The sequence below is a fragment of the Pseudomonas sp. P1.31 genome (assembly GCF_001269815.1).
GTDB classification, from domain to species: domain Bacteria; phylum Pseudomonadota; class Gammaproteobacteria; order Pseudomonadales; family Pseudomonadaceae; genus Aquipseudomonas; species Aquipseudomonas rustica.
In genome coordinates, this window is record NZ_LHVN01000039.1 from 47,297 (window position 1) to 70,034 (window position 22,738).

Annotated in this window: 20 protein-coding genes; 6 read left to right on the forward strand and 14 right to left on the reverse strand. The window is 59.3% G+C overall.

Going from position 1 to position 22,738, the window contains the following annotated elements; genetic code table 11:
• The first annotated feature begins 54 nt into the window (after positions 1-54).
• The 3 genes from AD669_RS24900 (at position 55) to AD669_RS24910 (ending at position 2,167) form a co-directional block, all read left to right on the forward strand.
• Positions 55-1,185, forward strand: coding sequence for a PepSY domain-containing protein (locus AD669_RS24900; protein WP_053124550.1), 1,131 nt, complete (start codon positions 55-57; stop codon positions 1,183-1,185).
• On the forward strand, positions 1,182-1,361 hold the full coding sequence (locus AD669_RS24905) for a hypothetical protein (RefSeq protein ID WP_053124513.1): 180 nt from the start codon (positions 1,182-1,184) through the stop codon (positions 1,359-1,361). The genes AD669_RS24900 and AD669_RS24905 overlap by 4 nt, the downstream gene beginning before the upstream one ends.
• Before the next feature lie 176 nt (positions 1,362-1,537).
• Positions 1,538-2,167 carry a glutathione S-transferase gene (locus tag AD669_RS24910; RefSeq protein ID WP_053124515.1) on the forward strand — a complete coding sequence of 210 codons (630 nt, stop codon included), beginning with the start codon at positions 1,538-1,540 and terminating at the stop codon, positions 2,165-2,167.
• A 43-nt stretch (positions 2,168-2,210) separates the two neighbouring features.
• On the opposite strand, the gene AD669_RS24915 is transcribed toward AD669_RS24910, so the two are convergent.
• The 5 genes from AD669_RS24915 to AD669_RS24935 all read right to left on the reverse strand — a co-directional run bounded on the left by AD669_RS24915 (position 2,211) and on the right by AD669_RS24935 (position 9,364).
• Positions 2,211-5,018 carry an RHS repeat-associated core domain-containing protein gene (locus AD669_RS24915; protein ID WP_053124516.1) on the reverse strand — a complete coding sequence of 936 codons (2,808 nt, stop codon included), beginning with the start codon at positions 5,016-5,018 and terminating at the stop codon, positions 2,211-2,213.
• 135 nt (positions 5,019-5,153) lie between these two features.
• Positions 5,154-6,521, reverse strand: a complete 1,368-nt coding sequence (gene creD, locus AD669_RS24920) for a cell envelope integrity protein CreD (protein ID WP_053124519.1) — start codon at positions 6,519-6,521, stop codon at positions 5,154-5,156.
• A gap of 168 nt (positions 6,522-6,689) precedes the next feature.
• Positions 6,690-8,108, reverse strand: coding sequence for a two-component system sensor histidine kinase CreC (creC, locus tag AD669_RS24925; protein ID WP_053124521.1), 1,419 nt, complete (start codon positions 8,106-8,108; stop codon positions 6,690-6,692).
• A complete protein-coding gene (creB, locus tag AD669_RS24930) occupies positions 8,108-8,788 on the reverse strand; it encodes a two-component system response regulator CreB (RefSeq protein ID WP_053124523.1) in 681 nt (226 codons plus the stop codon). The genes creC and creB overlap by 1 nt, the downstream gene beginning before the upstream one ends.
• A 72-nt stretch (positions 8,789-8,860) precedes the next feature.
• Positions 8,861-9,364: an ATP-dependent zinc protease gene (locus AD669_RS24935; RefSeq protein ID WP_053124525.1), complete on the reverse strand. Its 504-nt coding sequence runs from the start codon at positions 9,362-9,364 to the stop codon at positions 8,861-8,863.
• A gap of 257 nt (positions 9,365-9,621) precedes the next feature.
• On the opposite strand from AD669_RS24935, the gene AD669_RS24940 reads away from it, so the two are divergent.
• Positions 9,622-10,509 carry an acyltransferase gene (locus AD669_RS24940; protein ID WP_053124527.1) on the forward strand — a complete coding sequence of 296 codons (888 nt, stop codon included), beginning with the start codon at positions 9,622-9,624 and terminating at the stop codon, positions 10,507-10,509.
• 1 nt (position 10,510) lies between these two features.
• Here AD669_RS24940 and AD669_RS24945 read toward each other — a convergent pair whose 3' ends face one another.
• Complete coding sequence (locus AD669_RS24945) at positions 10,511-11,068, reverse strand: DUF2780 domain-containing protein (protein WP_053124529.1); 558 nt, start codon at positions 11,066-11,068, stop codon at positions 10,511-10,513.
• 148 nt (positions 11,069-11,216) lie between these two features.
• On the opposite strand from AD669_RS24945, the gene AD669_RS24950 reads away from it, so the two are divergent.
• The gene (locus tag AD669_RS24950) at positions 11,217-11,852 is read left to right on the forward strand and encodes a sigma-70 family RNA polymerase sigma factor (RefSeq protein WP_053124531.1); all 636 of its coding nucleotides are present in this window, start codon (positions 11,217-11,219) and stop codon (positions 11,850-11,852) included.
• Complete coding sequence (locus AD669_RS24955) at positions 11,849-12,523, forward strand: anti-sigma factor domain-containing protein (RefSeq protein ID WP_053124533.1); 675 nt, start codon at positions 11,849-11,851, stop codon at positions 12,521-12,523. Before AD669_RS24950 ends, AD669_RS24955 begins: the two co-directional genes overlap by 4 nt.
• A 121-nt stretch (positions 12,524-12,644) precedes the next feature.
• Here the strand turns inward: AD669_RS24955 and fdhA are convergent, their stop codons facing one another.
• From fdhA to AD669_RS24995, 8 genes are all read right to left on the reverse strand, one after another.
• Positions 12,645-13,844, reverse strand: coding sequence for a formaldehyde dehydrogenase, glutathione-independent (fdhA, locus tag AD669_RS24960; protein WP_008086916.1), 1,200 nt, complete (start codon positions 13,842-13,844; stop codon positions 12,645-12,647).
• A gap of 153 nt (positions 13,845-13,997) precedes the next feature.
• On the reverse strand, positions 13,998-14,855 hold the full coding sequence (gene purU / locus AD669_RS24965) for a formyltetrahydrofolate deformylase (RefSeq protein ID WP_053124535.1): 858 nt from the start codon (positions 14,853-14,855) through the stop codon (positions 13,998-14,000).
• 217 nt (positions 14,856-15,072) lie between these two features.
• On the reverse strand, positions 15,073-15,705 hold the full coding sequence (locus AD669_RS24970) for a sarcosine oxidase subunit gamma (RefSeq protein WP_053124537.1): 633 nt from the start codon (positions 15,703-15,705) through the stop codon (positions 15,073-15,075).
• 122 nt (positions 15,706-15,827) lie between these two features.
• Entirely contained in the window at positions 15,828-18,845 is a 3,018-nt protein-coding gene (locus AD669_RS24975) for a sarcosine oxidase subunit alpha (protein WP_053124538.1), read from the reverse strand.
• Positions 18,842-19,171 (reverse strand): sarcosine oxidase subunit delta, encoded by a 330-nt coding sequence (locus tag AD669_RS24980; protein WP_007913119.1) that lies wholly within the window; start codon positions 19,169-19,171, stop codon positions 18,842-18,844. Before AD669_RS24980 ends, AD669_RS24975 begins: the two co-directional genes overlap by 4 nt.
• A gap of 14 nt (positions 19,172-19,185) precedes the next feature.
• Positions 19,186-20,436, reverse strand: coding sequence for a sarcosine oxidase subunit beta (locus AD669_RS24985; RefSeq protein WP_003206307.1), 1,251 nt, complete (start codon positions 20,434-20,436; stop codon positions 19,186-19,188).
• Between the two features lie 20 nt (positions 20,437-20,456).
• The gene (locus tag AD669_RS24990; RefSeq protein ID WP_008086924.1) at positions 20,457-21,710 is read right to left on the reverse strand and encodes a serine hydroxymethyltransferase; all 1,254 of its coding nucleotides are present in this window, start codon (positions 21,708-21,710) and stop codon (positions 20,457-20,459) included.
• Positions 21,711-21,967: 257 nt separating this feature from the next.
• Positions 21,968-22,678 carry a TraX family protein gene (locus tag AD669_RS24995; protein ID WP_053124541.1) on the reverse strand — a complete coding sequence of 237 codons (711 nt, stop codon included), beginning with the start codon at positions 22,676-22,678 and terminating at the stop codon, positions 21,968-21,970.
• Between the last annotated feature and the right edge of the window lie 60 nt (positions 22,679-22,738).

Here is a 22,738-nt window from a genome sequence, read left to right on the forward strand (position 1 = left end):
CCTGTTACCAGGCCGTCCCTCGTGGACGGCTTTGGTGTTTTTGAAGGTCATGAAATGAAAAGTAAAACAATTCGTCGCTGGTCGTTTATCCACACCTGGACCAGCCTGATCTGCACCGTGTTTTTGCTGATGCTGGCATTGACCGGTTTGCCGTTGATTTTCAGCCATGAAATCGATCATCTGCTGGGCAATGCCCCCGAGTTGCGAGAGATGCCGGCCGACACGCCGCAACTCAACCTGCAACAACTGGTGGATGCCGCGCAGAAACATCGGCCGGGCGAGGTCATGCAGTACTTCGGTTACGACGACGAAGAGCCAAACGCTGCGTTTGCGATCATGGCAAAAACCGCCGGCACCGAACCGAACTCCTCGCACACCTTCATGCTCGACGCGCGCAGCGGTGAAGCACTGGAAACCCCTTCGGCCAACGGCGGTTTGATGCTGTTTATCCTGCGCCTGCACGTCGACATGTTTGCGGGGTTGCCGGGCAAACTGCTGCTGGCGTTTATGGGTTTATTGTTTGTCGTGGCGATTGTTTCGGGCACGGTGCTGTACCTGCCGTTCATGCGTCGGCTGAAGTTCGGCACGGTGCGTCAGGACAAATCCACGCGGCTGCGCTGGCTCGACCTGCATAACCTGATTGGCGTGGTGACGCTGACCTGGGCCTTGGTCGTCGGCGTGACTGGCGTGATCAGTGCCTGCGCCGATCTGCTGATCGCCGCATGGCGCAACGAGGCCCTGAGCGCGTTGATCGAACCTTACCGCGACGCGCCACCGCTGACACAACTGGCGCCCGCCACGCGTTTGCTCGACATTGCCGGCGAAGCTGCGCCGGGCATGAAACCGGATTTCATCGCCTTCCCCGGCACACGCTTCTCCAGCGAACACCATTACTCGGTGTTCATGAAGGGCGGCACGCACCTGACGTCGCATCTGCTGACGCCGGTGCTGATCGACGCCACCACGCTGAAGGTCACCGCTGTCGCGGAACGACCGTGGTACATGGACGCGATGGGCATGTCGCAACCGCTGCACTTTGGTGATTACGGCGGCATGCCGATGAAGATCCTTTGGGCCACGCTCGATGTGCTGACCATCATCGTTCTCGGCAGCGGCGTGTATCTGTGGGTGGTGCGGCGCAAGGCTGTCAAACCTGTGCTGGAAACGGCGGAGGCCTCTGCATGAAGCCGCGTCAGTCGAACTTCTGGAAAGTCTTCAGCACGCCGTTGGTGATTGGTCTTCTGAGTGCGGCGGGACTGTTTGCGGCGTTGCTGGGGGACGGGATCTGGGATGCGCTGAGCTGGATCGGGCTAGGTGTGCCGGCCTTCCTGGCCCTTAAAGGATTACTGCTGCGAAGCTGAGAAACCACTGTAGGAGTGAGCCTGCTCGCGATAGCGCAATCACATTCAACATCAACGTTGACTGAACTACCGCTATCGCGAGCAGGCTCACTCCTACATTTGCTTCAGCGCAAGGCTTGAGCTCGCATCCTGACAGGCTATGCTGCCCCTTCACCATTCTGATCGAGACCCTGCCAATGTCCGCCCCCAGCATGACCCTGTACCACAACACCCTCTCCCCATTCGTGCGCAAAGTGATGGTGCTGCTCCACGAAACCGGTCAGCAGGATCGCGTTGCCCTGCAAGACTGCGTGCTCTCCCCGGTCAGCCCCAGCGCCGAGCTCAATGCCGACAACCCGCTAGGAAAAATCCCGGCCCTGCGCCTGGCCGACGGCACGGTCATCCATGACAGCCGCGTGATCCTCGAATACCTCGACCACCAGCACGTCGGCAACCCGCTGATCCCGCGCGAAGGCTCGGCCCGCTGGCGCCGTCTGACCCTCGCCTCGCTGGCCGACGGGATCATGGACGCCTCGGTGATGGTGCGTTACGAACAAGTCCTGCGCGCCCCGGAAAAACACTGGGATGAATGGCTCGAGGCGCAACGCGAGAAGATCCGTCGTGCGCTGAATCTGTTGGAGCACGATGCGATTGCCGAGCTGACCAGCCACTTCGATGTGGCCGCGATCAGCGTCGCCAGTGCGTTGGGTTACCTGGATCTGCGCTTCCCCGACCTGGGCTGGCGTGAAGCTAATCCGCAACTGGCTAACTGGTTTTTTGAAGTGAGTCAGCGACCGTCCATGATTGCGACGATGCCCAAGGCTTAAAGCTAGTGTTGTGGCCCGCTCTCGAATGGGCGAGCCACTTTGCTCAATCGTAGTCTGGAGTTGGCTCACGTTTAAAAGAATGCACAGGAGACGCCCCCCCACTTCTGGATATTCTTTTTTCCAATGCGGGGAGCCCGTAAATTGCCAGGCTCATCGTGATCGAGTCAGCATTAAACTTCATCGCCATGGGTTTGTATTGAGAGAACCTCGATCTGATTTTATTTAGATCAGAAGTGCCAAGATTTCTTTTTAAAAAATCCGGCTCAATAGTTTCTATGCGCTTTAGTATTTCCGTATCTGCACGACTGCTAGACATAACCCTGCCGACTCGACTTTCGAGATGCTGCCAGTAATCTTGAATACTGACGTCCGATTCAGAAACTGAGTAATAGTGTATATCCCTCGTATTGAATTCCAGATGCGTAATCTCATGAATCAACGTTAAAGCCAGTGTAATCGTATCGGATAGATTTCCGTCCCCCATTGCACCCTTCGTTAGAAAAATTCTTTTATGTATATCACCGGTAATAACTTTGGCGGTCGTTAACGATTGCGGATCATTTGATTTAAATCTAGCTAACTGGTCGCTCCTACTCCCCCCTTTCATATAGAGTCCAACTGCCCCACGCATTGCACTTGTATAAACTGCCAGCTCTTTTTCAGACATTGAGCCACCAAATACACGATCGGCAACCCAACTGAAACGCCTATCTCTATCATCGATGAGCACTTCGAATGCGCCAGCCGCTATTTCTTGTGCATAAGCTAACGCGGTGTCGATACGTCCCAATTGCTCTCGGGAAAAACCTGCCCTTCCACGACCCAAAATTTTCGCATCAACGAATTGATCTTCGTCATCTATCCCCGTATACAATCCCAAAACGTCTCGATGGCCAATCGGACTATTGCCAACCATACAATATTCATTCAACCCATCTAGAATCCCCGCAGGATCCGGATTTACCCAGCGCTGCAACCACGGCGCGTAGTAACGATAGCCGTAATAATACAAACCGCTGGCATCCCGCTCTTTACCGGAATACCGAACAAACTTGTACTTGGCTTCGACTTGCGAACGGCCCATCCACCAAGCCGTACCACCGTAGGCGTAATAGCCTTCATAACTGATGATGTTGCCTCGGCCGTCCAACTCCAACGTGCAACTGCCCAACTGATCATCGAGGTTGTAACGCAACTGATCCTCTTCGATTCCCTCAGGCTGACCTCGCTCCCAGTGCAGAAGACGAACGATGCTGCGGCCCGCTTGCACACTGATCATGTGCAGAACTTCGACTGCGCTCCCCGCGCCTTCGGTGCGCAGTTCCAGTCCCGGCAAATAACGAACTTCGACGGTTCGCACGACGCTGTCGGCTTTGCTGACCCGAACTTTGCGCACCCGCATTCCTGCGGCATCGTAGACATAGCGCTCGCAGTCATGTTGGGCATCGCCACGAGTGACCAAAACGGTTTCACTCAGTTGATTGCGCCCCGTCCAGCACAATGACTGGCCGGGTGACAGCGCCTTTAAATTGCCGTTGAGGTCGAAACAAGCAGCAAAATCAGCGCGCTTCCCTTGAATGCGCGGCAGCCCGCGATTACTCCCCGTGTCTATATCCATGAATAGCGTCGGTTTAGCGCTGTGCCGTTGCTCAAGCAGATTGCCCCCTGCATCGTAGATCCAGGACTGGCTGTAATTCTGCAAATGAGAGGGGTCGACGGGTGAGATCAGCTCAGGCAAAAGCGGCCCGTCGCCGGCCGATTTCACTTCTCGCCCAGTGGCTTTGATCAATTGATAAAGCGTGTCGTATCCATAGCGATTGACTGCAACAACACGTTGATTGGCAAACCAGGTGGTGGGTTGCGATTCATCTGTCATGCAGACAATGTTGCCCACGGCATCATGTTCATAATGCAGATCCTGCAGCCGGCGATTACCTCGACCCGCCAGCAACTGTCGCAGGCGGCCATCAGCAGGATCGTAAATACTTTTGCTGACGACCCCATTTCCGGCTGTTTCTTGCTCGACCTGCGCGGTCGCGTTGTAGGCGATATCGCTGACCAGCAATTGCTCGGATTGCCCCATCACCGTCAGCCAAGTGCACTGCAACTGTCCATCCACCGTGTATGCGTGACGCCGAAAATGCCCGGCCGCATCAGCTTGTTCAAGTAACCCGCCCGATGCATCGTAGCGCCAATGCGTGCGGTAGATTTTGTCTTTACCTGGCTCCAGCAGCGCATCCTGTTCAGGCTCGTTGATCGGCCAGTGCGGATGATCAAGCGAGACTGAAAAACGCCGCGATTCCGTCAGCGGTGCCCCTTGCAGACCGTAATCAGTAACGCTTCGCACCCCCGCGGTATCGGCATGGCGGATCAATCGACCGCACTGGTTTCGCAGGCTGGCGTCGACCTTCGACCCCGCGTAATACAAGCGCTCTACACAGCTCGCATTTGCGTCGACAGGTGCTTGCTCGATACTCGTCGGCCTGCCCATCGAGTCGTAATGGACACGTGTTGTATTGCCAGCTCCGTCCCAGCTCAGTTGCGGCTGATTTATCTGGTTATTCAAGGACAATCGCCAGCCGGCGTCGACACTCACCGTCAGCAGCGGTTGTCCCGAAAAATCCGGCACGGCTGTCAGCGAAGCAATTGGTGTTTCAGTTGAACCCAAACGAGGATCCCAGTTCGCCACAGATCGCCCCGCAGCATCGAAGGTCTCTCGTGTTACTCGCGGCTCAGGAAGAACTTCAGCGTTGGTTGCGCGATAGTAGGCAACCGAAGCAATGGCCAACCCACGAGGATCGACCACTGCCAGCGTCGGCGTATTACGGTGCAACAGTCGGTCGGATTCCATGCCGGGCTCTCGATGCGAAATCACTCAATGTTAGACGAGACTTGCGCTTGTCACCCAAGCCCTGAAACAGTCCGGCTATGCGTGCCGCCAAAACCTCCCCTTCTCGCTGATCCTCGCGCAACCCCAGCGACCGGCTCATTCCACCACCCCGATATCAAATTCCAACGGCTTGGCCGTTTTCTGCCCGATCCCGTACCAATCCAGTTTGCGCGTCAGCACCATAAACACACCGAGCAAGCCGAACAGCAGCAACGAGCCCATCAACAACGCGTAATCCTCCGCGCTCAACAGCCCATAAAGCAGCCCATACAACGCCGCCAACCCCGCCGAAAAACTCAAGCCATGGCGCACGCTGCGCAGCACGTGGCAAACGTAAAACCCGATCAACAACACACAAGCACTGGCCGACAGCAGATACGCCAGGGCAAACCCGATGTGCTCCGACAGCGACAGCAGCAACAGATAGAAAAACGCCAACGCGACACCGACCAGCGCGTATTGCACCGGGTGCACCGCGAGACTTTTCAGTACTTCGAAGAGAAAGAAACCGGCGAACGTCAGGACGATAAACAGCAACGCATATTTGATCGCTCGGTCACTCTTCAGGTACTGATCCACCGGGTCGATAAAACTCACGCCAAAGCTGCGGCTGTTGAACGCCTCGCAATCGCCCATCACACAGCGATGCATTGCTTCCTGCAGGTTGGTGGAGAAAAACGAGGTCTGCCAATCGGCCTTGAAACCCTGATCGCTGATCTCGCGTTTGGCCGGCAGGAAGTTACCGATGAAGCTCGGATGCGGCCAATTCGCGCCGAGGCTGACACTGCTGGTCTTGCCCACCGGCAGCACGCGCAACGAACCGGTGCCCTGCAGTTGCAGATCGAAGGCGAACGCCAGCTCGGTGGTTTTGCTGGTATCCAGCGTCGGCAGCGTGACCCGCACCCCCTCACCGAGCCAGGCCACTTCCGTGCCCGGAACAAAGTCCAGACGCTGACCATCAAGTTCAAGTTTCAGGGCGTTTTCGATGCCGCGAATGTCGCTGATGCCGACGGCGAGAAACGGCGCGTCGAACTGGTAGTCCGCGAAATCTTCCTTGATGCCCAACTGCGCCGGCAGTGAGAAATGGCCATTGATACGGTTGTCGGCATGGAACAGTCGCGCCTCGTAGATCCCGCGTTTACGCAGTTCGGTTTGCACCTGGCCGTCGAGTTCAAAACGCTCGGGCAGAAAGTACAAACGCCCGCGCTCTTCGCCGATTTCCTGGTAACGCTTATTGGTTTTTTCGTTGGTTTTCCAGGTGCGCACCACTTTGCGATACGGCACCACCATTACCGGGCCGCTGACCTGCTGGCTGTAACTGGAACTGCGGGCGATGTCTTCGAGGACGCCGTCGCGCAGCTGTTGGCGCTCGTCGATGACGCCATCGATCATCAACAGCGGGATCAGCAATAGCAGGATCAGCAGCGCGATGGCACCGAGCTTGATGGTCAGATTTTTGTTCATGGGACTCTCCCTGTTTTGATGGGGGGAGTCTGGGGATGGGGTGTGGGGGTTTTGTGGGGGGAATATGGAGATTGTGTGGAAAGATCCAAAGATCGCAGCCTTCGGCAGCTCCTACGGATATACGCAATCCATGTAGGAGCTGCCGAAGGCTGCGATCTTTTGGCAATTTCAGGACAGGCGCAATATCACTTCCACACCATTTTCGACATTGCGAATCAGCATCGAACCACCATGCAACTTCACCACTTCTTCAACAAAATTAAGCCCAAGCCCCGTGCTCTTGCGGCCACTGTCCGGGCGCGGCAGCGAGTAAAAACGCTCGGTCAATCGCGGCAGCGCATAACCGGGAATCGCCGCTGTTTGATTGAACAAACGAAATTCAATCTGCTCATCAACCCGCTCGGCACTGAAACGCAAAAGCCCCTGCTTCGGGGTGAAATCCAGCGCATTCTCCAACAGATTACCCAGCGCCTGACGCAACAGAAACGGCTCGCCCATCAACAACAGATCCGCCGCAATCGTCTGCTCGATTCGCAACTGCTTCCCTTCAATCCGCGCCGCCTGGGCTTGCAACAACTCATCCACCAACACCGCCAACGGCACCGCAACCCGCTCTTCCAGGCCTTGCCGTTGTTCGACCTGCGCCAGATTCAGCAGCCGCTCGATCAGTTGCTGCATCCGCGCACTTTCGCTGTCGATGTTGCCGACAAAACGCAGGCGCTGAATCGGCGGCATGTCGCCTTGCAGCAACTCCGCCGCGCCACGAATCGCCGCCAGCGGACTTTTCAGTTCATGGGTCAACGTGTGCACATAGCGCTCGACGTAGGCCTTGCCTTCCAGTTGCGTGCGCATCTGTTCCACGGCGGTGGCGAGCTGCTCCAGTTCGCCACCGCGATAGTGCGGCACCTCCACGCGGCGCCCTTCGCTGACGGCTTGGGCATAACCGGTCAAGCGATGCAGCGCACGACTCAGCCACCACGACAGCAACGCGCCAAACAACAGGCCGAGGCCGATCAAACCGGCGCCGTAAAACAGCAAACGTCGCTCGGTGCGATCGACGTAAGGCTGCAATGAGCTGTTGGGTTTGGCCACGGTGACCACGCCGATGATCTTGCCGTTATCGCGGATCGGCGCGCCGACATGCATCACCGACGAGCTCGCGTCGTTCGGATCGCTGCGGGTCGAACGCGCGCCGTATTCTCCGCGCAAGGTCAGGTAGACGTCGTTCCAGCGCGAGTAATCCTGACCCACCGCAACGCCGCTGGAATCGAGTAAAACGATGCCTTTGGCGTCGGTTACATAGATACGGTGATTGACCTGATTTTTCGGCAAGCCCCAGATCGTCGCTTGCGGCTGGCGATCACCATAAGCGCGGAGCAATTCGGGCCAGCGATTTTCGCTGAGGGTGCCGGCCTTGAAATCGTCACGAAGTATTTCCGCCATCAAATTCGCGGTATCAACCAGGGTTTCTTCGGTGGACTGGCGCACGCCGGGGCGAATTTCTTCCATCACCGTGTTGAGCACGAAATAACCGGTCAGGCCGATAAACAGCACGTACACCAGAAAAATCCGCAGCCCCAACGACATCAGCTGTGCCCCGGGCTGTAGCTGTAACCGAGGCCGCGATGGGTCTGGATCGGTTCGGCTTCGGCGCGCACCAGCCGCAGTTTGGCGCGCACGCTTTTGATATGGCTGTCGATGCTGCGTTCGTAACCGGCATCGGCCGCGACGCCCAGCGCATCGAGCAATTGCTCGCGGCTGAACACCCGTTCGGGTTGTTCGAGCAGGCATTGCAGCAGACGGAATTCGTGGCGGGTCAGGCTTAACGTCTGGCCGCGATAGATGATTTGTACGCGTTCGGGGTCGATACGAAACAGCGCCGAAGTGGCTTCAATCGGCGGACGCGGCGCCATGCGTTTGAGGATCGCTTTGACCCGCGCCGCGACTTCTCTCGGGCTGAACGGCTTGACCACGTAGTCGTCGGCACCAATCTCCAGCCCGACCACACGATCAATCTCGGCATCGCGAGCGCTGAGGAACAGCACCGGCACTTCGCTGAAACGTCGCAGCTGTTTGCAGGTTTCGAAGCCGCTGATGTCCGGCAGGCCGATGTCGAGGATGATCAGATCGGCCGGCGTCTGCCGCTGATGTTCCAGCGCCGCCGCGCCAAGGTTCAGCCACGTGGTGCCGAACCCCTCGCCTTGCAGGGCGAAAATCAGCGTGTCGGCAATCGCCGCTTCGTCTTCGACAATCAGGATATGAGGCATGGCATCCGAGCCCGTGGTTGAGTGCGCGAACGGTGCCCCAAGCCTGACGTTACGTCAATGAGACCACTTGGCTCAGCAGTCAGGTTTGTCAGCGGTAAAGCGCCGTGCCGGGTTTACCGCAGCGCCAAATTCACGCAAGGCTTTGGCACCGATCAGCAACGGGTAATTGAAGTTGCTGCGGTCGGTCAGGTTGACCTCGACGGTGCGCTTGACGTCGCCCAGGCACAGCTCCAGATCGACCACCGGGCGTTTGGCGACTTCGGTGCTTTCACCCTCGTCCTCTTCATCAGAACGGCTCTTGATCTTGCTGATCCGCGCGACTTTGTGTTCGTAGACTTTGTTGCTGGCGTCTTTGGTGCCGAGGCGGAAACGCACCCAGTCTTCGCCGTCGCGGGTGAAGGTCTCGATGTCCTTGGCCGACAGCGAGGCGGTCAGCGCGCCGGTGTCCATCTTGGCCTTGAGCACTTCACCGCCGATTTCCGGCAGCGCGATGTATTCGTAGCGGCCGTACAGGGTCGGCTCGGCGGCCATGACCGGCAGGGCGACGAGGGCAAACAGTGCAAGGAGGGATTTCACGTAAGGGGCTTCCTTGGGGAGTTGGGCAACGGGATTTTAGACCGTTGCGCGCTTGATCGTTCCCACGCTCTGCGTGGGCATGCATCCAGTGACGCTCTGCGTCACAGGGACGCGGAGCGTCCCGGGCGGCGTTACCACGCAGAGCGTGGGAACAATCAGGTTAACGCGAATAAAGTGAAACATTCGTCAGCGCCGATTTGGCCTGCCGCGCGAAGCTGCTTATCATGACGCGCCCAACCCACGTCATAGAGTTGCTTATGCGCCGCCTGCTCACCGGCTGTTTCGTCACCCTGCTGCTATTGCTCAACACCCTGATCCTGATCGGGCCGTTGCTGGTGTTTGCCCTGCTCAAACTGGTCGCGCCGGGCCGTTGGCGCGACTACGCGTCGGGGGCGGTGATGTGGATCGCCGAGACCTGGGCTGAAATCGACAAGCTGATTTTCCGCCTGTGCATTCCCACCCACTGGGACATTCGCGGCGGCGAAGGCCTGCGCGGCGACACGTCTTATCTGGTGATCAGCAACCACCAATCGTGGGTCGACATTCCGGCGCTGATCCAGACGCTGAACCGACGCACGCCGTTTTTCAAATTCTTCCTCAAGAAAGAACTGATCTGGGTACCGTTTCTGGGTCTGGCGTGGTGGGCGCTGGATTACCCGTTCATGAAGCGCTACACCAAGGCGTTTCTGGCGAAGAACCCGGAGCTGGCGGGCAAGGATCTGGAAATCACCAAACAGGCCTGCGAGCTGTTCAAGCGTCAGCCGGTAACCGTGGTGAATTATCTGGAAGGCACGCGCTACACGGCGGCGAAAAGCACCGAACAGCAATCACCGTTCAGCCATTTGCTCAAGCCCAAGGCCGGCGGCGTGGCGTTTGTATTGGCGGCGATGGGTGAACAGCTGGATGCCATCCTTGATGTGACGGTGGTTTATCCACAGGCACGGATTCCAGGATTCTGGGATTTGATCAGCGGCAACGTGCCGAGAGTCATCATCGACATCAAGACCCGCGAACTCGACCCGGCGCTGTGGCAGGGTGATTACGAAAATGATCCGGCGTTTCGCCAGACCGTCCAGAGCTGGGTCAACCAGCTCTGGAACGAGAAGGATCAGCGCATCGCCGAACTGCGCGACGAGCGGCGCTGACTCAGCTACCGGCGCCGACGCCCCAGATGCTGCCCAGGCTGGTCAGCAGCGAACCGCCGACGCCTTGGTCACCCAGGTACTTGAGCAGTACCGGGGCAAACTGGCCGACCATGCCGCTGTCCATGCCCAACGCACCAAAGGCGTTGTTCAGGTCATTGGTGTCCTTGACGTTACCCAAGGCATTTTCCAGACCGGCGGATTTGCCGGACTGACCCAGCAACCCGCTCAACGCCGCCAGGTTGCCGCTACCGCCCGACAGCTTGTCGATGCCCGGCACTTCTTTGGCCAACTGCGAATAATCAGTGCTGCTCAATTGGTTCTTGGCCAGACCCAACATGGCGCTGGTGCCGCCAACGGCTTGTTGTGGCGTAACCCCCAGACCGGTGACGGCTTGCAGCAAACCGGCAGTTTCCGAGGTCGGCGCTGCGGCAGTGGCAGCGTTGCCGCCCTGCATGCTGGCAGCGGCCTTGGTGACGTCGTCCAGACTGAAACCGGCAAACGCCGGGCTCGCCGCCAGGGTCATGAGTGATGCCAAGGCAAAACCGCGTGAAATCTTCATTCAGACATCCTCTTGCGCTGTGAAAACTACCCGTCAATGGGCAGCGAAACTGCCGGTTTGACCGAGGATACGCCGGCATGTTCCGGTGCAGAGCATCCATTTTCCCCCGTCTCACGTATATGAATCGTGAAACCCTGGAATTGTCGCGATGAATGGCACAACCGCTGTCGCTGAACTAGCCTGTGAACAGCCCGAGTCTAGCCCTCGTCGCCCATCCATTGCCTGGAGAGTCGTTATTTCCACCGCCGAGACCGATCAGCTAAGGCAGCTGTTGGCCCAGTGTTCACTGGGTGATCGGCGCGCCTTCGAAACCTTGTACCGCAGCGTCGGCCCGCGCCTGCACGGCGTGGCCCTGCGTTTCATGGGTCGCGCGGATCTGGCCGAAGAAGTGTTGCAGGAAGCCTTCGTACGGATCTGGAATAACGCCTCGCGCTACGAATCGCATCTGTCGGCGCCGATGACCTGGATGATCAACATCACCCGCAATCAGGCCATCGACCAGTTGCGCAAACACCGCGACCGGCCGCTGACCGACCTCGAACAGGATGCCCTGCAGGACGAAAGCCCCTCGGCCCACGATCAATTGAGCAGCGCCCGTGAGGCTCACGCCCTCAACCGCTGCCTGGAAACCCTCGAAGGCATGCAGCGCCAATCGATCACCGTCGCCTACTTTCAGGGTTTGTCCTGCTCGGAACTCGCCGAACATTTGGCCGCGCCGCTGGGCTCGGTGAAATCGTGGATCCGCCGAGGCATGGAACGCCTGCGCCGGTGCCTTGAATCATGAACTACCAGGCCCCTGCTCTGCGCCGCGCGCTCGCAGCCGATTACGCGATTGGTCTGATGTCGGCGCCTGCGCGGCGACGGTTTGAGCAGTTGCTGCTGGACGACGCGGCGTTGCGAGCGGAAGTGGCGCAATGGCAGGAAACAATGGTCAGCCTCACCGAATCCCTGCCGGAACATCCGGTGCCCGATCGCGTGTGGCAAGGCATCACCGCGCGCATCGAACCGCAAGTGCTGCATGTGCCCGAGAAGCGTCCGTTCTGGAATTGGCTGCGCGTTATGGCGGCAGTCTGTTCAATCGTCGTGTTGGTATTCCTCGGTTCGCTGTACAACCGTGATGATGCTCGGTACACCGCGACGCTGTTGACGGCCAGTGCGCAACCGGCGCTGAAAGTTGAGGCGCATGAAGATTATCTGCAGGTCGAGCCGCTGACGCTGGCGGCGGTTGATGCGGATCGCAGTCTGGAACTGTGGGCGATTCCGGCGGATGGCAAACCGATTTCGCTGGGGGTGATTCCGGCGGGGGGCAAAGGCAAGGTTGAGTTGAGCGAGGCGCAGAAGGTTTTGATCGGGCAGCCGATTGCGTTGGCGGTGAGTCTGGAGCCTAAGGGTGGTTCGCCGACCGGGCAGCCGACGGGGCCGGTGTTGTATCAAGGGGCCTTGGCGGCTCTCTGATTGCTTAAGATCAAAAGATCGCAGCCTTCGGCAGCTCCTACATTGATCCGTGTAGGAGCTGCCGAAGACTGCGATCTTTTGATCTAAAAAAAAGGCGACACGAAAGTCGCCCTTTTTTTACTTACGCCGCACTGAACAACTTATGCGGATCAATCACAAACTTCTTCGGCACGCCCGCATCGAACTCGCCGTACCCTTCCGGCGCCTGATCCAGACTGATCACCTGCACACCCACCACTTCAGCAATGTTGATGCGATCCCACATGATTGCCTGCATCAGTTGGCGGTTGTACTTCATCACTGGGGTTTGCCCGGTGTGGAAGCTGTGGGACTTGGCCCAGCCCAGACCGAAGCGAATGCTCAGGCTGCCCATTTTCGCGGCGGCGTCGACGGCACCCGGATCCTCGGTGACGTACAGGCCCGGAATACCGATCTTGCCGGCAACACGCACCACGCCCATCAGCGAGTTGAGCACGGTGGCCGGGGCTTCCGATTTCGCGCCGTCGTGGCCATGGCCGCGGGCTTCGAAACCGACGCAGTCCACCGCGCAATCCACTTCCGGCTCGCCGAGCAGCGCGGCGATTTGTTCGTGCAGCGGCGCGTCTTTCGACAGGTCGACGATTTCAAAACCTTGCGCCTTGGCGTGGGCCAAACGGATGGTGTTGACGTCGCCGATGATCACCACCGCAGCACCGAGCAGACGTGCAGAAGCGGCAGCGGCCAGACCGACCGGGCCAGCGCCAGCGATGTAAACGGTGCTGCCCGGGCCGACGCCGGCAGTGACCGCGCCGTGGTAACCGGTCGGGAGAATGTCGGAGAGGCAGGTCAGGTCGCGGATTTTCTCCATGGCCTTGTCGCGGTCCGGCAGTTTCAGCAGGTTGAAGTCGGCGTACGGCACCAGCACGTATTCGGCCTGGCCGCCGGTCCAGTCGCCCATGTCGACGTAACCGTAAGCGCCGCCGGCACGCGCCGGGTTGACGGTCAGGCAGACGCCGGTGTGTTGCTCTTTGCAGGAACGGCAGCGCCCGCAAGCGACGTTGAACGGTACGGAGACCAGATCACCGATTTTCAGGTTTTCGACGTCGGAACCTTTTTCAATCACCTCGCCGGTAATCTCGTGGCCCAGCACCAGACCGGTCTGCGCCGTGGTACGGCCGCGCACCATATGTTGGTCGGAGCCGCAGATGTTGGTGGAAACCACTTTGAGAATGACCCCGTGCTCGATCTTGCGACCGCGCGGGTCCTGCATTTTCGGATAGTCGATTTTCTGTACTTCGACCTTGCCAGCGCCGAGATACACCACACCACGATTGCCAGACATGCTTTCACCTCGCTGTTGTTTTTATGGAACCGCGTTGCCCAGGCAGGCAGCGCGTTAAGTGCTCGGTAAATCAAAAGATCGCAGCCTTCGGCAGCTCCTACATGAATCGCACCCTCCTGTAGGAGCTGCCGAAGGCTGCGATCTTTTAGCGATTTAAAGAACAACCGTACGATTGGCGTTCAAAAACACTCTTCTTTCGATGTGATATCCAACGGCCCGCGCCAAGGTCAGGCCTTCAATATCGCGCCCCTTGGCAATCAGATCCTCAGGGTAATGACTGTGATCCACCGCCTCGACGCCTTGGGCAATGATCGGCCCTTCATCCAGATCGTTATTGATGTAATGCGCCGTCGCGCCGACCAGTTTCACGCCTTTGTTGTAGGCCTGGTGATACGGCTTGGCGCCCTTGAAACCCGGCAGCAGCGAGTGATGAATATTGATCGCTTTACCATCGAGCTTGCGGCACAACTCCGGCGACAGCACCTGCATGTAGCGGGCGAGGATCACCAGTTCAGCGCCGGACTCTTCGATCACCTGCCACACCTGACGCTCCTGCGACGGCTTGTCGTTGGGGTCGAGGGGGAAATGGTAGTAGGGAATCTGGTGCCAGTCGGCCAGCGGCTTGAGGTCAGGGTGATTGGAAACCACCGCCGCGACGTCCATCGACAACTGGCCGATGCGCTGGCGGTAGAGCAAGTCGTTGAGGCAGTGATCGGCCTTGGAAACCATGATCACCACTTTTGACCGGTAATTCGGCGCGGTCAGTTCGAAGATCATGCCGAAGGCCTGGCCGCGTTCAGCGAGGCCTGCGCGGAAGGATTGCTCATCAAAGCCGTCGGGCTGGCGGAATTCCACGCGAATGAAAAAGCGCCCGGAGAGGCGGTCATCGAACGAATGGTGCTCGGTGACGTAGCAACCCTGCTCGAACAGAAAACGCGTGACCGCGTCCACGGTGCCGAGGACGCTGGGGCAGTCGGCGGTCAGAATCCATGTGTCTGGGGCGCGGCTCATGGTGCGGTGACTCCTGTTCTTGTGCGGGGTGTCAGGTTTTTCCCTCACCCTAGCCCTCTCCCAGAGGGAGAGGGGACTGACCGAGGTGTTCTTTCGAGCTACGCCGACCTGAAAATCTGAAGGTGAATGCAGATCGCAAAAACACCCGAGATCGGCTCCCTTTCCCCCTCTCCCCCCTGGGGGAGAGGGCTGGGGTGAGGGGGTGGCTCTTGATCTATCAGGCCTGAACGCTCAACCCGTACTCAGCCGATGCATCCTGCAACCACAACCACCAGTAATCCGAAAAACTGCGACGAATCAGCAATTCCCAAGTGTCCTCAGCCGTATGCCGAATCATCAGCTGCGACTTGGCGAACACCGTGCCCACCGCTTTACCCACCGGGAAGTTATTCGGATGCACGTCATAACTGGTCGACTTCATCAGCACCTGACGCACGTTCGGCCCGCTCAGTTCGAGCACTTGCTGGCCGCCGCTGACGTTGACGATCGCAACGTGCAAATCGCCCAGCGCTTCACGCAGTTTCTGTTCGGCGGCGAACTCTTCGCCGCTCGGGACGATCAGCAGCCACTCGTCCGGGCCCATCCATTGCAGGCTGGTTTCGCCTTTGACGATGACGCTCAGCGCGCCGGGCAGTTCGATGCCCAGGGCCTTGTGCACACCGGCGGCGAACGCGGCATCGTGGCCATCGCCACGGATGGTCAGGTGACCGAGGAGTTTCTTTTCACGCACGATCACGCCGGCGTTTTTGCGGCCCTTGCCGACCAGGCTGGCGAGGTCGGCATGGTGCAGCGACGACTCGGCCTTGGCCCCGGTGGTTGGGCGTTGTTGGTACACATTGGCTGTGGTCATAAAGCACCTTTCTGAATTCTGTGATGAATCTACTGACGCCTTCGCGAGCAAGCCCGCTCCCACATTTGGAATGCATTCCCCTGTGGGAGCGGGCTTGCTCGCGAAGGCCGCGACTCGGTCTGTCAGATGTTCTGGCGATCCCCCTTCGGATCGAAGAACACCGAAGAAACGATTTCCGCCTCGATCACGCTGCCATCGGCCAGCGGTGCAAACACCCGCTCACCGAGGCGTTTCAGACCGCCCTTGACCACACCCATGGCAAACGAATAACCGAGGGAGTTGTGCGCGTAACTGGAGGTCACGTGGCCAACCATGGTCATCGGGATCGCCTGTTTGGTGTTGAACACCAACTGCGCACCTTCCGGCAGCCACACGTTCGGATCGATCGGCTTCAGACCGACCAGTTGCTTACGCTGATCCTTCACGCAGTCTTCACGGTTCATGCCACGCTGGCCGATCCACGAGAACGGTTTGGTGCGACCGACACACCAGCCCATGTTCAAGTCGTCCGGAGTCATCGAGCCGTCAGTGTCCTGACCAACGATGATGAAACCCTTCTCGGCGCGCAGCACGTGCATGGTTTCAGTGCCGTACGGCGTCAGGTTGTACTGCTTGCCGGCCTCGACGATTTTCTCCAGCACGCCCATCGCATAGTCGGCCTGCACGTTGACTTCGTACGACAGCTCACCGGTGAACGAGATGCGGAAGACCCGCGCCGGCACGCCGCCGACCAGACCTTCCTTCCAGGTCATGAACGGGAACGCTTCGTTGCTCAGATCAATGTCGGTCACGGCGCTGAGCAGCTGGCGGCTGTTCGGCCCGGACAGGGTCATGGTCGCCCAGTGGTCGGTGACGGAGGTGAAGTAAACCTTCATGTCCGGCCATTCGGTCTGGTGGTAAAGCTCCAGCCATTGCAGTACGCGAGCCGCGCCGCCGGTGGTGGTGGTCATGACGAAATGGTTGTCGGCCAGGCACGCCGTGACACCGTCGTCGAAGACCATGCCGTCTTCTTTGCACATCAAACCGTAGCGAGCCTTGCCCACGTCGAGCTTGGTCCAGGCGTTGGTGTACACGCGGTTAAGAAACTCGCGGGCATCCGGACCCTGGATGTCGATCTTGCCGAGGGTCGAGGCGTCGAGCAGGCCGACACTGTCGCGCACGGCTTTGCATTCGCGCTTCACGGCGGTGTGCAGGTCTTCACCGTTTTTCGGGAAGTACCATGGACGCTTCCACTGACCGACGTCTTCAAACTCTGCGCCATTTTTCACATGCCAGGCATGCAGCGCGGTGTGACGCACCGGCTCGAAGATGTGCCCACAGTGACGACCGGCCACGGCGCCGAAAGTTACCGGCGTGTAGTTCGGGCGGAACATCGTGGTGCCCATCTGCGGGATGGTCACGTTCAGCGAACGGGCCGCGATGGCCAGACCGTTGACGTTGCCGAGCTTGCCCTGATCGGTGCCGAAGCCCAGCGCGGTGTAGCGTTTGACGTGCTCGACCGACTCGAAACCTTCGCGAGTTGCCAGCTCAATGGCAGCAGCGGTGACGTCGTTCTGCAGGTCGACGAATTGCTTCGGCGCCCGTGCGGTGTTCTTTTCATGCGGCACCTGAAACAGCGCCAGCGTCGGTTCTTCATGACGGCTGAGGGCTTTCGGCAAGGTGCCTTCGACCGCAGCGAAACCGGCTTCACTGGCAGCGCGCACGCCACCTTCAAAACCGTCAGCCAGCGAATCGCCGAGACCGTAAACACCGTTGATGCCACCGACGCACACGCGTTTCTGCGGTGCTTCGCCCGGTACGAAACCGAGGATGTCTTCACGCCAGGTCGGCTTGCCACCGAGGTGCGAAGCCAGGTGAACGACCGGGCTGTAACCGCCGGAACTGGCAACTACATCGCAATCGAGCCACTCGCCCGGACTGGTCACGGCGTGCGCTTTGACATCGATCGCAGCAACGCGAGCAGCGGTGACGCGCTTGCTGCCACGGGCCTCGATCACGGCGCTGCCAGTGAGAATCCGAATGCCTTTGGCGCGTGCTTCTTCCACCAATGCACCACGCGGATTGCTGCGCGCATCGGCGATGGCGACCACTTGCAGACTGGCATCGAGCCAATCCAAAGCAACGCGATAAGCGTGATCGTTGTTGGTCGACAGCACCAGTTTCTTGCCCGGCGCCACGCCATAACGGCGCACGTAAGTCGACACCGCACCTGCAAGCATGTTGCCCGGCACATCGTTGTTGCCGTAGACCAGCGGACGCTCGCAAGCACCGGTCGCCAGCACCACACGCTTGGCGCGAACACGGTGAATACGCTGACGCACCTGACCAATCGGCGCACGGTCGCCGAGGTGATCGGTGAGGCGTTCGTGAATGGTCAGGAAGTTGTGGTCGTGGTAACCGTTGACCGTGGCGCGCGGCAACAGCAGCACGTCCGGGGTGTTCTTCAGTTCGGTGATGACACTGGCGACCCAGTCCATCGCCGGTTTGCCATCGAGGCTTTCACGCGAGTCGAGCAGGCTGCCACCGAACTCTTCCTGCTCGTCCGCCAGAATCACTCGGGCACCGCTGCGCGCTGCTGCCAGTGCAGCGGCGAGACCGGCCGGGCCAGCGCCGACGATCAGCACGTCGCAATGCTGGTTCATGTAGTCGTAGGTGTCCGGATCGACTTCAGTCGGCGAACGGCCTAGACCGGCAGCCTTGCGAATGTACTTCTCGTAGGTCATCCAGAACGATTGCGGGTACATGAAGGTTTTGTAGTAGAAACCCGGCGGCATCAGCTTGCCGCCGACCTTGCCGAGAATGCCCATCATGTCATTGTTGACGCTCGGCCAGCCGTTGGTGCTGGTCGCGACCAGACCTTGATACAGCGCCTGTTGCGTGGCGCGCACGTTGGGGATCTGCGTGGCTTCGGTCGCGCCGATCTGCAGCACCGCATTCGGCTCTTCGGCACCGGCAGCAAAGATGCCGCGAGGACGCGAATACTTGAAGCTGCGGCCGATGATGTCGACGCCGTTGGCGATCAGCGCGGCGGCCAGCGAGTCACCCTCGAAGCCTTTGTAGCTCTGACCGTTGAAGGTGAAGCTCAGCACTTTGTTGCGGTCGATCCGTCCACCGTTGGACAGGCGATTGGTCTGGCTCATACCTTCTCTCCCAGCGCCGTCGTGGCTGTTTTCGCCGAATCAGCCTTGTCGGTGAATTGCGGCTTGGTGCCGATCTTGTAGGTTTCGAGAATCTCGTAGGTCACGGTGTCGCGGGTGACGTTGAAGTACTGGCGGCAACCGGCGACGTGATCCCACAACTCGTGGTGCAGACCGCGCGGGTTGTCGCGGAAGAACATGTAGTCGCCCCACTCCTCGTCGGTGCAGGCACCTGGATCCAGTGGACGCGGAATGTGCGCCTGACCGGATGCGTGGAATTCCTCTTCGGAGCGCAGTTCGCCGCAGTGAGGACAGAAGATATGCAACATGGGGATTTCTCCTGTTAGTGGGCGACGGCAGCAGCGCCGTGTTCGTCGATGAGTGCGCCGTTGTGGAAACGGTCGATGGAAAACGGTGCGGCCAACGGGTGCATTTCACCCTTGGCCAGACTCGCGGCAAACACGTTGCCCGAGCCAGGCGTTGCCTTGAAGCCACCGGTGCCCCAACCGCAGTTAAAGAACATGTTCGGTACCGGGGTTTTCGAAATGATCGGGCACGCGTCCGGCGTGGTGTCGACGATGCCGCCCCACTGGCGGTTCATGCGTACGCGTGACAACACCGGGAACATCTCGACGATGGCCTGAATGGTGTGCTCGATCACCGGGTACGAACCGCGCTGGCCGTAGCCGTTGTAGCCGTCGATACCGGCGCCGATCACCAGGTCGCCCTTGTCGGACTGGCTGATGTAACCGTGCACGGCGTTGGACATGATCACGCTGTCGATAATCGGTTTGATCGGCTCCGACACCAGCGCTTGCAGCGGGTGGGATTCGATCGGCAGACGGAAACCGGCGAGCTTGGCCATGTGCCCGGAGTTACCGGCGGTGACCACACCGACGCGCTTGGCGCCGATAAAACCCTTGTTGGTTTCAACACCGATGCACACGCCGTTTTCCTTGCGGAAACCGATCACTTCGGTCTGCTGGATCAAGTCCACGCCCAAGGCGTCGGCGGCACGGGCAAAGCCCCAGGCCACGGCGTCGTGACGGGCGACGCCGCCGCGACGCTGCACGGTCGCACCCATCACCGGGTAGCGGGTGTTTTTCGAGCAGTCGAGGTACGGAATCTCGTCAGCGACTTGCTTGGCGTTGAGCAGTTCACCATCGACGCCGTTGAGGCGGTTGGCGCTGACCCGACGCTCGGAATCACGAATGTCCTGCAGGGTGTGGCACAGGTTGTAGACGCCACGCTGGGAAAACATCACGTTGTAGTTGAGGTCTTGGGACAGGCCTTCCCACAATTTCATCGCGTGTTCGTAAAGATGCGCCGACTCGTCCCACAGGTAGTTGGAGCGGACGATGGTGGTGTTGCGCGCGGTGTTACCACCGCCCAGCCATCCCTTTTCGACCACGGCGACGTTGGTGATGCCGTGTTCTTTCGCCAGATAGTAGGCCGTCGCAAGACCGTGCCCGCCGCCGCCGACGATGACCACGTCGTAGACCTTTTTCGGCGTCGGCGTGCGCCACATGCGCTGCCAGTTTTCGTGGTGGCTGAGGGAGTGTTTGAAGAGGCCGAAGCCCGAATAGCGTTGCATAGTCAGTTACTCCAGAACACTCAGCGATAAACCGGGAAGTCTGCGCACAGGGCCGACACTTGCTGGGCAACATTGGCCTCGACATCGGCATCACCGAGGTTGTCGAGGATGTCGCAGATCCAGCCGGCCAACACTTCGCACTGGGTCACCTTGAAACCGCGCGTAGTGACGGCCGGGGTGCCGATGCGCAGGCCCGAGGTCACGAACGGCGATTGCGGATCGTTCGGCACGGCGTTCTTGTTGACGGTGATGTGTGCACGGCCGAGGGCGGCGTCGGCGTCTTTACCGGTCAGGCCCTGACGGATCAGGCTGACCAGGAACAAATGGTTGTCGGTACCGCCGGACACTACATCGTAGCCACGTTTGATAAACACGCTGGCCATCGCCTGAGCGTTGTCGATCACTTGTTGCTGATACGCCTTGAAACCTGGCTCCAGCGCTTCCTTGAAGCACACGGCTTTACCGGCGATGACGTGCATCAACGGGCCGCCCTGCGCGCCGGGGAATACGGCGGCGTTGAGCTTCTTCTCGATCTCTTCGTTGGACTTGGCCAGGATCAGCCCGCCACGTGGGCCGCGCAGGGTTTTGTGCGTAGTGGTGGTGACCACGTCGGCGTACGGCAGCGGGTTCGGGTACAGACCGGCGGCAACCAGACCGGCGACGTGGGCCATGTCGACGAACAGCAGCGCGCCGACTTTGTCAGCGATCTGACGGAAGCGCGGGAAGTCGAGGGTCTTCGAGTAAGCGGAGAAACCGGCGACGATCATTTTCGGCTTGGATTCGACGGCGAGACGCTCGACTTCGTCGTAATCAATCAGCCCGGTGTCGGTGTTGATGCCGTACTGCACAGCGTTGTAGAGCTTGCCCGAGGACGACACTTTGGCGCCGTGGGTCAGGTGACCGCCGTGGGCCAGGCTCATGCCGAGAATGGTGTCGCCCGGCTGGATCAGCGCGAGGTAAACGGCGCTGTTGGCCGAGGAACCGGAGTGCGGCTGAACGTTAGCGTAATCGGCGCCGAACAGTTGCTTGGCGCGTTCGATGGCCAGCGCTTCAACTTTATCCACATGCTCGCAGCCACCGTAGTAACGCTTGCCCGGATAGCCTTCGGCGTATTTGTTGGTCAGGCCGCTGCCTTGCGCTTCCATCACGCGTTTGCTGGTGTAGTTCTCTGACGCGATCAGCTCGATGTGATCTTCCTGACGTTGCTCCTCGGCATTCATCGCCGCCAGCAGTGCATCGTCGTAACCCTGGATCTGGTCTTGCTTGCTGAACATCGCGTCTCTCCCAGCGGCATCTGTGCGCCATTCGTCTCGGTAAGGCACTGGCAATCACGGCAGTGCCCTTTGATGCCGATGGTATGACCGGCGCAGACAGCTCAAATGCCTGCGGACGCCACGCAAAGGTGCGTTTACGACATGGCTGGAAATGACCCAAAGAATGCATCCCCTTGTAGGAGCTGCCGAAGGCTGCGATCTTTTGACTTTGATTTTCAAGATCAAAAGATCGCAGCCTTCGGCAGCTCCTACAGGGGTTAGGCGAGCAACTGGCGGACGGCGAGCAATAGGAGGAAATGCGCGGGATAAAGGGCGTAAGCCCAGCGACGCATTGGCGGCGGCTGCAGATGTCGCTCATGTCGCAACAGGAACATTCCGAGCAGTGGCGCAAACAGACACGTGGCAATCCCAAGAATGGCCACGCTACTGCCGAACCTCGCCGAGTCGTAAAGCACTTGCCATTGATTCGCTGCGAGGCATACCAATCCCGGCAAAAGACTGAAATACCACGGCCGACGAAACACCAGCAGCATCGCCAACGGCAGCAACACCCCGAAGAAACCAAACATCAGTCGTTCCGGAAACATCACGGCCAGCACCAGCGCAGCAACACCGAGCAATCGCGACATCACCGATGGATCCTGCCACCCCCGCGCCACCAGCAAGCCCAGCGCCAGCGTCGGCATCACGTTCAGGGTGTCGGGATCAGGAATGTACAACCGATACGGAATCTCGCTCACCGCACTGAACAGCAACAACCACCCCAGATAGCGCCACTCCATCTTCCGCGAACCATCACGGGAAAGATTCGCCGCCATCGCCAGGCAAAACCATGGAAACGCCAGCCGCCCCGGCACGTACAGCCAATCGGCGGAGAACCCGACATATCGCAGGTGATCGAGCAACATGCTCAGCAGCGCCAGCCACTTGAGCAGATCCAGCGCGCCGTCGCGTTTTCTCAGGTGCATAATCGGCCTGCATCCTTGTAATGTTCAGACAGCGACATCTCGTGTGCTCCCCGGAAGATC